We start from the raw sequence: 10,535 nt of genomic DNA on the forward strand, positions 1-10,535 counted from the left end.
TGGATTGTGATGAGTGAGGTATGGAGCCTCCTTAACCGGCTTCGCGCGGACGGTGTTCAGCTGTGGACCCACGAAGGACGGCTGCGTTACAGCTCAGAAGGCGCCCTAGACACCGACCTGCTGGTCCAAATACGCAAGCGAAAGCCCGAGATCATCGCACTGCTGGAAGGAGCTGTCTCTGATCCCCCGCTGGGAAGCATCCCGCGGTCCGCCACGCTCCCAATGTCGCTCACCCAGGAGGGTCTATGGTTCCTGGAACAGCTGGGGGTCGTTGGCTCTGCTTATAACGTAGTTACTGCCGTACGGATCGAGGGCGCGCTCGACGTGCCTGTACTAAGGCGGGCTGTACGCGAGATCGTGCGTCGACATGAGATCCTTCGCACTCGTTTCCGGTCCGTGGACGGTGTCGGTTCTCAGCTGGTCGCAAGTGACGAGGTCCAGTTCGAAGTCACGGAGACGAGTACCCCGGACGTACGGGCGATCATCCGTAAACACGCGGAACGGCAGTTCAACTTGGAACACGATGATTTATTTGTGGTCGAGGTTGCGAGGCTTGCAGCAGAGGAATACCTCCTGGTAATTAATGCGCACCATCTGATCTATGACGGGACTTCATCGGGCATCTTCTTTCGGGAACTCCAAACGCTCTACGCCGCATATCTGCAGGGGATTTCCTCGCCGCTTCCTGAGCCAACGGTGCAGTACGCCGATTTCTCGATATGGCAGCGTCAGCGACTCAAGGGCGACAATCTCGACTACCACCTGAAGTACTGGCGAAACCGGCTAGACGGAGCACCCGACAGCCTCGATCTGCCGCTGGACCATCCACGGCCGTCGGTTCCCGACTTCAAAGGCGACCTGTTCGGGTTCTATATCCCTGCGCTGCTAATGGAGTCGCTTACGGCTCTCGGTAGACGCCACCAAGCCACCCTGGCTATGGTCTTACTCGCCGGCTACCATGCCCTGCTATCGTCATGGAGCGGTCAGACGGATATCAGCGTGGGCCTTCCTGTTGACGGACGCGTCCATCCCGAGACAGAGGGCCTGATCGGCTATTTCCTCAGCACGGTCGTCGTGCGGACGGATCTAAGTGCCGTGTCCTCCTTCGCCGAGCTATTGAGGCAGGTCAGGGTCAGGGTCCTTGAGGGATATGAACACCGGGACTTGCCATTCCACCAGCTGGTAGCCGGCCTCGGCCCCGGTCGGCGAAACCTATGGCAGCCGTTGTTCCAGGTAATGTTTTCGCACCTGATCCAGGAGACCCCAGGGCTCGACTCCCTCACTCTCACTATGGTTGAGCCGGAGGATTCGGCGGCCAAGTTCGACCTTTCGCTTTTCGTCGCGGAGACGCCTGAGGGGGTTGTGGGCAGTTTTGAATACGCCGCAAGTCTTTTTGATCGGGACACTATCGCTCGCTTGTCCGAGAGATACCTCCTGCTCTTGAGGGCCGTGGCGGCGACCCCCGATACGCCGATCGGTGAGCTGGACCTGCTGTCGGACGCCGAACGACAGATGGTGCTGGTCACCTGGAATGCGACCGAGATGGCCGCTGATTCGGACCGTTGTCTGCACGCCTTGTTCGAGGATCAGGCCAATCGCCAACCTGACCGCACTATCGTCGAGTTCGAAGGCCAGACGCTCACATACGCTGCTCTTGAAGCACGGGCCAACCAAGTGGCCAACCGGCTCCGAGCACTTGGCGCATGCCCGGAACGGCCGGTCGCTATTCGTGCGGAACGGTCGTTGGACCTGGTCGCAGGACTGCTCGGCATCCTGAAGTCTGGTGCCCCCTATGTCCCGATAGACCCGGGTTATCCTCTCGACCGGCAGACGCTGATGATATCCGACAGCGGAGCCTCGATTCTGCTCTCGCAGCGAAGCCTGCTGTCGCAGCAGAGCGTGGCACCCGATCTATCCGTCATTACCTTGGACGACCCGGGGGAATGGTCTGGTTGGCCCATCGACCGGCCCCAGCCCGTGGCTTCTTCCGACAACCTCGCCTACCTGATCTATACCTCCGGCTCCACCGGCGGTCCCAAAGGTGTGGCCGTTACTCACCGTGCGGTGGTCGGCCGGATCGAGGGGATGCAGCGCTCGTACGCCCTGGACAGCAGCGACGCGGTGCTCCAGAAGACGCCGATCAGCTTCGACGTCTCGCTCTGGGAGATTTTCTGGCCTCTTATTTCGGGCGCTCGTCTGGTGCTCGCTGCCCCGGGCGGGCAGCGCGACCCAGCCTACCTGTGCGAGCTTATCGAACGCCGGCAAATCACGACTGCACACTTTGTCCCCTCGATGCTTGCAGCGTTCCTGGCCGACGAAAGCGCGAGCGGCAGCTGTCGTTCACTACGCCGGGTGATTTGCAGCGGCGAAGAACTATCGAGGGAGTTAACCGACCGTTTTTTTGAAATCTTTGGTTGCGAACTCTACAACCGTTATGGTCCCACAGAGGCAACGATCGAAGTCAGCTCTTGGCCGTGCGGTAGGGGTGAACAGGGCCGGGTTCCGATCGGTCGCCCGGTATCGAACACCACGCTCTATGTCTTGGACGACAGAATGCGACCGACCCCTATTGGTGTGGCTGGAGAGCTTTTCATAGGTGGAACTCAGCTGGCACGTGGTTACATTGGACGTCCAGGGCTTACTGCCGCAAGTTTCGTGCCCGATCCGTATGGCCCGCCGGGCTCGCGGTTGTATCGGTCCGGCGATCTGGTCAAGGCGCGGTCCGACGGAGCTATGGAGTTCCTCGGCCGACTCGACCATCAGGTGAAGATTCGCGGGTACCGGGTTGAGCTGGGCGAGATCGAGAACGCCCTTCGGGCCGTCCCCGGTGTTACGGACGCGGCTGTCGTGGCCCATGAGCTCAGGCCAGGTGATAGACGATTGGTCGGTTACGTTGCTCGGGTTGGGGAACTCTCGATGGCGGATCTCCGATCTCGGCTGAGGAAGTCGTTGCCTGAGTACATGGTGCCAGTTGCTTTCGTGCCGCTTGACCAATTACCTCTGACGACCAGTGGGAAACTGGATCGTCGGGCGTTGCCTTTGCCGGACGCTGAAAGCTTCGATTCCGGATTCGTTGCCCCTCGCACGCCGCGCGAAAGACTATTGGCCCAGATCTGGTGCGAGGTGCTGAGCATCGAGCGGGTTGGCGTTCTGGACAGCTTCTTCTCCGTGGGCGGCCACTCGCTCTTGGCGACGCAAGTAGTTACTCGAGTTAGGGAGCGTCTGGGCGCTGTGGTTACCCTGCGCGAGTTCTATTCGATGCCGACGGTTGCTGACCTTGCTCGACTTACCGAGGCTGCAGGCAAAGTGGGTGCCATGGAGCCGGGCATTCACTTGGGCTATATTCCAAGGCGGTTTGAGCCCGACAAGTGGCTGCGACGACTCACGCCCGCTGGATCTCTAGTGGTATTTGTTCTTCCCGGAGCGGGAATGGGGCCGAGTGCGCTGCGCGGCTGGCAGGTATCCAATCCTGCCGGAGTGGAGGTCGTCGCTATACACCTTCCCGGCAGGGAGGAGCGCATCGATGAGCCAGTTATGACGCACATCGACCCGCTCGCCGACCAGATCGCTCGAAGTATTGACACCTATAGCGACCGTCCATACATTGTCTTTGGTCACAGTGCCGGGGCTCTCATCGGCTATGAGGTAGTCAGACGCACCGCCCGCCCGCCTCTGCTATTTGCCGTAGCCGCCGCGCCGCCTCCAAGTCTGGCGGCCGACAACACAGACGCGACTGACGGGGAACTACTGGAGTCCCTTGCAGATTCGGGCGTTGTTCCCCCAGAGATTCTTAAAGACCCGTCGGCGGTATCGATGTTCCTACCACCGTTGCGCGCTGACCTGTCAGTTAGTGTATCGTGTCGGAGGCCTCTGATACCGACTGAACTGCCGGGAATCCCTATCCATGCTTTCGCTGGTAGTGCCGATGACGCTGTACTCGTCAGCGATTGCGCGGCCTGGGCAAATTGGACTTCCGCCGCATTCAGACTTCACATGATTGATGGAGGCCACTTTTTCGCTTTCAGTCATGGCGAAAAGATCCTGAGTGCCCTCGTCGAGGCCGCGTGCGGCTTCCACAGGAGGACAGTGTCCGACGACGGTTGAGGTCAGGCTTCTCCACAATCTAAAAAGCTCAGAGTCAGAGACATCTGCTTTGAGAACTTGATGTACTGCTTCACGCATCACCATTATTCAACGATTCTGCTGCAAATAACCGGGGCGACCTGAGACTTGAGTATGGCGCCGCCTTTTCGATTCCGCTCTCGGTAGGATATTTTGTTTGGGTGGGATCGAGAAACAAATAGAGTTTCGGGAAGACCTTGCGATGTTTGGAAGAGGTAAGGAGCTCGCATGCGCTGGAACGACATCTATATCGACTCGTGCGCCGCGAAATTGGGGCGCCGTGAGAACGTCGGTACGGCGGTCGAGGAGGGACGTTATGACGCCAAAGAAGCTGCTGTCGAAGGTTATTGGTCGGTTTGTGTAGCGGATCAGGGTCCGGCGATTGCGTTCGCTGTGACTGCGGCTGAACGAGCGCTCAAGCGGACGGAGGTCGCACCGCCTGACTTCGTAATCGTCCTTCACTCTAGTTGCAGCAACCAAGGCCTCGATCATTTCGCGCCTGCATCGTACGTTCAGGGCCGAACCATTGGCGGCGTAGCAGCTGCGATGGAGGTGAAGCAGTACTCTAATGGCGGGTTGGCGGCGTTGGAGATTGGCGCGGCATACTTGCAGGCGAGTTCCAAGACTTCAGCGGCGTTGCTGACCACCAGCGATATCTTTGCCTTACCGGCCTTCGACCGCTACCGATCCGACAAGGGTGTCGTGTTCGGTGACGGTGGTACCGGTCTTGTTCTGACCCGGCGCAGTGGGGTTGCGAAATTGTTGTCGACCAATGTGATAAGCGATGGCACCTACGGTGCGGTCTACATAGGAAACGACATCGGCACTGGGATCGTTGGCTCGGATACTGTCGTTGGTCCAGTAGATCTACGAGCCCGTCGCAAAGAGTACCTGATAGATAACATGGCACTCCTGATGAAGGTTGTCGAGTCGATGACGAAACGACAATGTGACAGCGTCCGAGGCGCGTTGGCAGACGCGGACCTGAGCTGTCGCGATATCGATCGCTGGATACTCACTAATGTCGGGCAGTCAATGGTGGACCGGCAGTTCAATCACGAGTTCGCTATCGAGGAGGTCGCTACGACCTGGAACTGGGGTCGCGAGGTCGGCCACCTTGGCGCGGCCGACCAGATCGCGGGTCTGACCTACTTGCTGGAGACTGGAGCCCTAAACCCTGGCGATCGCGTTGCATTGTGCGGAGTAGGCATGGGCTTCACGTACGCCTGTGCCGTGCTGGAGATCATTGAGCGGCCCGAATGGTCGCTGACAGCCGCCTGATCGGGTGCGGACCAGGGTCGTGAGTGGGAAGTGTGATTACGAGAAAAATAGCAGACTTACTCTAACCTAAGGGAACTTATGGAAAGTGTGGCCGATTTACTTATCGAACGGGCGTGTAGCCACGGACCGAAGATCGCTGTCGAGTCTGGAAAGGACAATCTCTCTTACGATAATCTGCTTGGTCTCGCTCGACGATATGCTAAATGGTATCGAATGTCGGGTCTGGAAGGGGGCGATCGTGTCGCAATCCTTCTACCTCGGAGCATATCGGCTCTTGCAGCTTTTTTTGGTGTCCACCTCGCGAATGGAATTGTCGTCTTTGTGGGCGACAGTCTGAAGGGTCCACAAATCTCGTATATCCTTGAGCATAGCCAGGCCAAGCTAGTGGTTACCCACAAAAGGCTACGCAATCGAGTCGAGGTGCGTGCGCATATTTTGGATGTGTCGGAGCTTCCGCTAGCCGAGGCTGGAGGTTATATTTCGACGTCCACCAAAAGCGGGGATCTCGCCGCGCTGATTTACACATCCGGCTCGACGGGTAAGCCTAAAGGGATCATGGTTACTCACGGCAATCTCTTGGCCGGCGCGAGAATCGTGGCCAATTATCTAAATTTGAACCCGTCAGATCGTGTGCTTTCTATTTTGCCATGGAACTTCGACTACGGCCTGAATCAAGTTTTGTCAACATTCTATGCGGCCGGGACGGTTGTGATAGGACGGTCCGGGTTTGCGCCTGACGTCTGTCGACTGCTACACGAGGCTGAGATCACCGGTTTGGCTGGTGTGCCTCCGATGTGGGCATTGCTGACTAAGCACCCATCCCCGCTGCCGAAGATGGCGCTGCCACATCTCCGCTATATTACTAATTCTGGTGGCATGTTGCCGCCCTCGACTATCAATTCAATCCGCGCTGCACACCCTCACCTCGATATATACCTCATGTATGGGCTAACCGAAGCTTTTAGATCGACATATCTTCCCCCTGATCTCGTGGACTTGTATCCCGACTCAATTGGCATACCAATTGCTGAGACAAAGCTAATGGTGGTCGGCGAAGATGGCACGGAATGTGCTTCGGATGTTGTGGGGGAATTGGTGCACGGGGGCGTCACGGTAGCTGCCGGATACTGGCGTGACGAAGACACCACGGCACGAGTATTCCGCCCCATCTCCGGCGCTGTCGCTGGTTCCGTTTCTGAGATCGTCGTCTATTCGGGCGACTATGTCCGACGCGATAAGAATGGATTGTTGTATTACGTAGGGCGGCGAGATGAGCTCTTCAAATCCCGCGGCATCCGGGTCAACCCAAGTGAGATAGAAGCAAGCTTGCTCGCTTGCAAGTTTGTGAGCGAGGCTGTAGTGATGGGCGTGTCGAACTCATCTGCCGATGCTTCGATTGTCGCTGTAGTAGTTCCTACCGATATCGATGTGGAGGATCGCCTATGGGAGCACTGCGAAAAGTATTTACCGGGACATCTGCAACCAGATAAAATCATCATGGTCTCCGCGCTGCCCCGTACTAGCACGCTGAAATTAGATCGAAGTGCGATCCGTAAGAAGTATTCGACGTCCTATTCAAAGGCTATATCATGAGGCGTCAATTCGACGAGGAGCTATTACTTCCTTTGGAGGAGTTCGCTCAACTCCATCGGTATACTGTCCGAGCCGCGGGCGTCGATCTAATCGACCTTTCCTATCCTAACCCGCTCTTTCACCGCGACGTCCGAGCGCGCGAACTGCTACAAGAAATCGCTGAAAAGCTAGAACCACGTTCATTGCAATACACTCCGTTTGGAGGCGCGACGGTTGTACGTCGGAGGATTGCGGCTTCGCTTAAATGGACTGGATTGTGTTTCGGGTATAGAGACGTGGTACTGACGCCGGGTGCGACTGCAGCATTGTGCGTTGCATTGTTCGCACTATTTCAGCCAGGCGACGAAATCATCCTTGTGACGCCCTGTTGGATGGACTACCCGATCTATTTGAAACGCTTCGGGCTCGTGGCCCGCATGGTGGCGTCCAGGCCGGACAAGCGCCTGGATCTCGATGCCGTATCCGCTGCTTGCAGCACGCGGACGGCAGGGATAATAGTGAGCCAACCGTCCTGTCCAACAGGTGTTCTGATGACGGCTGCAGAACTTTCTGGTTTGGCAGAGGTATTAACGGCCGCTACTGCATATGGGCGGACCGCGCCGGTCCTGATTAGTGACGAGGTGCATCGCGACCAGACGTGGGCTGACGTTACGTTTAGCACCCCGCTCAGCTATTACCCTGCAGCGCTGAGTGTATATTCCTTTGGTAAGGCATGGTCCATGCAGGGACAACGGACAGGATACATCGCCCTGTCGCCGAATTTTCCGGATGGTAACGAGGTACGCCTACAGCTTGAGCGAGCAATGCGTGTTACCGGGTTCTGCGCACCGACTGCGCTTATGCAAGCGGTTGCCGGCGCTCTGGCGGGAATGCAGCCACACCGAGAAGGCTTGGCTTTCGACCAACAGGTCTTTAGGCGGGGGCTTGACGAACTGGGCTACAGGGTCACGCCGGGACAGGGGTCGTGCTTCATCTACGCGGAGTGCCCAGGTGGCGATGATATCGAATTTGTCCGGAAGGCGGCTCGGGAAGGTCTGCTGATCATGCCGTCAAGCATATTTTATGAGCCTGGATATTTTCGGCTTGCTCTTAATGTTGGTGCAGATCGCGTCGATGACGTCATGGAACGGTTGTCCTGCGTCGTTAGTTAGGGTATGGTTCTGATGAATACTGAAAACGTTAGTGCAGAGTCGATTGCCGACAATTTGGAAGCTCGTGTCCGCCGCATCGGACAAATCGATGCTAATGAAATCGAATTCAATCGCTCGGTGCACTTGTTCGAGATGGGATACCTCGATTCCATGGGTGCAGTGCGACTGATCGAATTCATCGAGGGCACGTATTGCCTGAAGCTTTCGGAAGAGCAATTGAATGACTCAACATTCAGGTCAATTAATGGCATGGCTAGAATTGTTGCAAATATACTATCCCAACGTAATGTGGCATAAGTTTCGGATCCGTGCTGTCAACGCGGATCATGAAATGTCTGTCCGCCGACGTTGTGGCGATTGCGCTGTTTGTCGCCTGCGACCTCACTCCAGCGACTGATCGCGATCAGCTTGATCCGGGAACGAGCCTCGCACCGATCGAGAACGAGCTCGACATGAAAGCCGCGCTTAACAATAGTGGGTTCTCGATCTGGATCTGCGCATCGTAGGTGGATCAACTATGCGTCGGGCAGTGACGCGCATGGATGCCTTCAGGGAGGGAACGCCAAGCGCTCGTGGGCACGGTTGACAGGGCGGCGAGTCGGTGAGGCAGAATGCACAGTTGTGAAAGGTCGCTTCACGGGCTGGTCGGATGCCGCGTTCGATGTTCTATTGCGTCTGGAGGGTGTCCCCTCGACGCACGTTCGGGCGGCGGTGCGCAATGATCGTGAACGTCTGGTTCGGCAGCCAATGGTCGCGTTGCTTGAAGAGCTGGCCACCGTGTCAAGCATATTCGAGGATCACTCGGTCTCGCATTTCCGTACTAATCCGTGGTGGTGGCAGCACCAATGCGCGGTTGCCCGGCTGGGGCGAAATATAGAAATTAGCCTACGTTTCGATCTCGATGGTCTGCGGATACAAGGTGCATGGTGGTATCCGGACTCATGTCAAGTCGATAGCTTTCGAGCGGCTGTGGCAGACGATGTGGCTGGCAGTCAGCTTCAGGAGATTATCGAGAACTTGGAAGAACGTGGATTCGGGATCGAAGGCGATGTAATGAGTCGAGTTCCGCGAGGCTACCCGCGGAATCACCCACGGGCAGACTTATTACGTCATCGCTCGGTGCTGGCTATTGAGCACCTTGGCTGCGATGAATGGCTATACACGCCCACCGTAATCGATCGGGTGCTCGCCGCAACTGATGAGCTCTACCCATTAATGTCCTGGCTAGTCGATCATGTCGGCAGTGCTTCGAATAGCGGTTGATCTTCGCGTTCAGCCGTAGTAAATGTGGCTCACAATTTCCTCAACCGCTTGGCGGTTCGTATTCTACCCTAGTAACTTCACCTGACTTCGGCCAGATTAGTGCGCAGGTGCGTCGGGGCTGTGGATTTGGCGAAGGATCTCGTGGAGGTCGGCTGGTAGCGGGTCTGCGGCGGTGAGTGTTGGTTGCCGGCGTCGACGGTGGGGTATCGGCGTGTGGTTTGAACGAATTTCTTTATGCTCCATCCGGTTCGGGTTGCGATCCCCGGCTGCGTGGAAGTAGTGGTAGGTGAATGCGTCACTGCCACTGTCGAATCCGAGGTCGGTCGTGTCCTTGCATATGTCGCTTCCCGGTTGGGCGCTGGCCCAGTCGTTGTGGAACCATGCCAGGAACTTCTCGATGTCATGCTCGGCCTCGCGAATGTGAAGCATCGGATTGTGGGCTGTTCCCCCTGGTTCGCTCCCATGGCTTCACCGTACGGTCGTCGGCAAGTTGTTTTTGACGACACTCTCCGCGGAGCTGGAAGCCTTTGGCCAGCACGGTTCTTCGCCGACAAGGCTACCCAACCGCTACAGAGATTGTGAGCTGACTTCAGCGTGCAACCGATCCGCTACGTCAAGCACCCGCAGTTCAGGCGCCCGTGTTGGACCGTGCCAGACTCGCCTGACGAAGTGCCCCAGGATGGCGGTCTTCGCCGGGCTGACGCCCCTTCGCTGAATGATGACGCTGTAGGCGATGATGAGGTCGGTGCAGGCGTCGAGGAGCGCGTGTCGGTTCCGTTGCGACGGTTCACGAGCCGTGGTGTCAACGCACGGCGCGCGGGCGGAGACGGCGCAGCATCGGCAGTCGATAGGCATGTTTCGCGAGGGCGGACCGCCAGCAGTGGTCTCGGGCGGCCAACCGCCAATGGCTGGCAAGCCACAGTGCGACGCCGAACACAAGCCAGCCGAGATGGGCCGACGGTGCCTTGTACGGAAATAGCAAGACTGATGCGAGGGAGTCGATCACGAGCAGTATGGCGAGGAATCGCGCGAGGCCGGGATAGAGTGCCCAGGCCAGCAGAAGTACCAGTGCAATGATCACGCTCAGCCCCGTCTGCCCCATGATCGATGCCCTTCTCGATGTTG

At 57.5% G+C, this 10,535-nt stretch carries 8 protein-coding genes; 7 read left to right on the forward strand and 1 reads right to left on the reverse strand.

All coding sequences use genetic code 11. The features are described 5' to 3' along the window. Positions 1–9: 9 nt before the first annotated feature. The 7 genes from F5544_RS09925 to F5544_RS09955 all read left to right on the forward strand — a co-directional run bounded on the left by F5544_RS09925 (position 10) and on the right by F5544_RS09955 (position 9,410). The gene (locus F5544_RS09925) at positions 10–4,104 is read left to right on the forward strand and encodes a non-ribosomal peptide synthetase (RefSeq protein ID WP_167472925.1); all 4,095 of its coding nucleotides are present in this window, start codon (positions 10–12) and stop codon (positions 4,102–4,104) included. A 246-nt stretch (positions 4,105–4,350) separates the two neighbouring features. Then, positions 4,351–5,403, forward strand: coding sequence for a ketoacyl-ACP synthase III family protein (locus F5544_RS09930; RefSeq protein ID WP_167472926.1), 1,053 nt, complete (start codon positions 4,351–4,353; stop codon positions 5,401–5,403). Positions 5,404–5,481: 78 nt separating this feature from the next. Next, a complete protein-coding gene (locus F5544_RS09935) occupies positions 5,482–6,996 on the forward strand; it encodes an AMP-binding protein (RefSeq protein ID WP_167472927.1) in 1,515 nt (504 codons plus the stop codon). Beyond that, entirely contained in the window at positions 6,993–8,147 is a 1,155-nt protein-coding gene (locus tag F5544_RS09940) for an aminotransferase class I/II-fold pyridoxal phosphate-dependent enzyme (RefSeq protein WP_167472928.1), read from the forward strand. The genes F5544_RS09935 and F5544_RS09940 overlap by 4 nt, the downstream gene beginning before the upstream one ends. Before the next feature lie 12 nt (positions 8,148–8,159). After that, complete coding sequence (locus F5544_RS09945; protein ID WP_167472929.1) at positions 8,160–8,444, forward strand: phosphopantetheine-binding protein; 285 nt, start codon at positions 8,160–8,162, stop codon at positions 8,442–8,444. An 11-nt stretch (positions 8,445–8,455) separates the two neighbouring features. Further along, positions 8,456–8,653 carry a hypothetical protein gene (locus F5544_RS09950; RefSeq protein WP_167472930.1) on the forward strand — a complete coding sequence of 66 codons (198 nt, stop codon included), beginning with the start codon at positions 8,456–8,458 and terminating at the stop codon, positions 8,651–8,653. 115 nt (positions 8,654–8,768) lie between these two features. After that, the gene (locus F5544_RS09955; RefSeq protein ID WP_174867306.1) at positions 8,769–9,410 is read left to right on the forward strand and encodes a DUF2461 family protein; all 642 of its coding nucleotides are present in this window, start codon (positions 8,769–8,771) and stop codon (positions 9,408–9,410) included. Positions 9,411–10,212: 802 nt separating this feature from the next. On the opposite strand, the gene F5544_RS09960 is transcribed toward F5544_RS09955, so the two are convergent. Next, positions 10,213–10,512 carry a hypothetical protein gene (locus tag F5544_RS09960; protein ID WP_167472931.1) on the reverse strand — a complete coding sequence of 100 codons (300 nt, stop codon included), beginning with the start codon at positions 10,510–10,512 and terminating at the stop codon, positions 10,213–10,215. Positions 10,513–10,535: the final 23 nt, after the last annotated feature.

The sequence above is a fragment of the Nocardia arthritidis genome, assembly GCF_011801145.1.
Taxonomy (GTDB): Bacteria; Actinomycetota; Actinomycetes; order Mycobacteriales; family Mycobacteriaceae; genus Nocardia; species Nocardia arthritidis_A.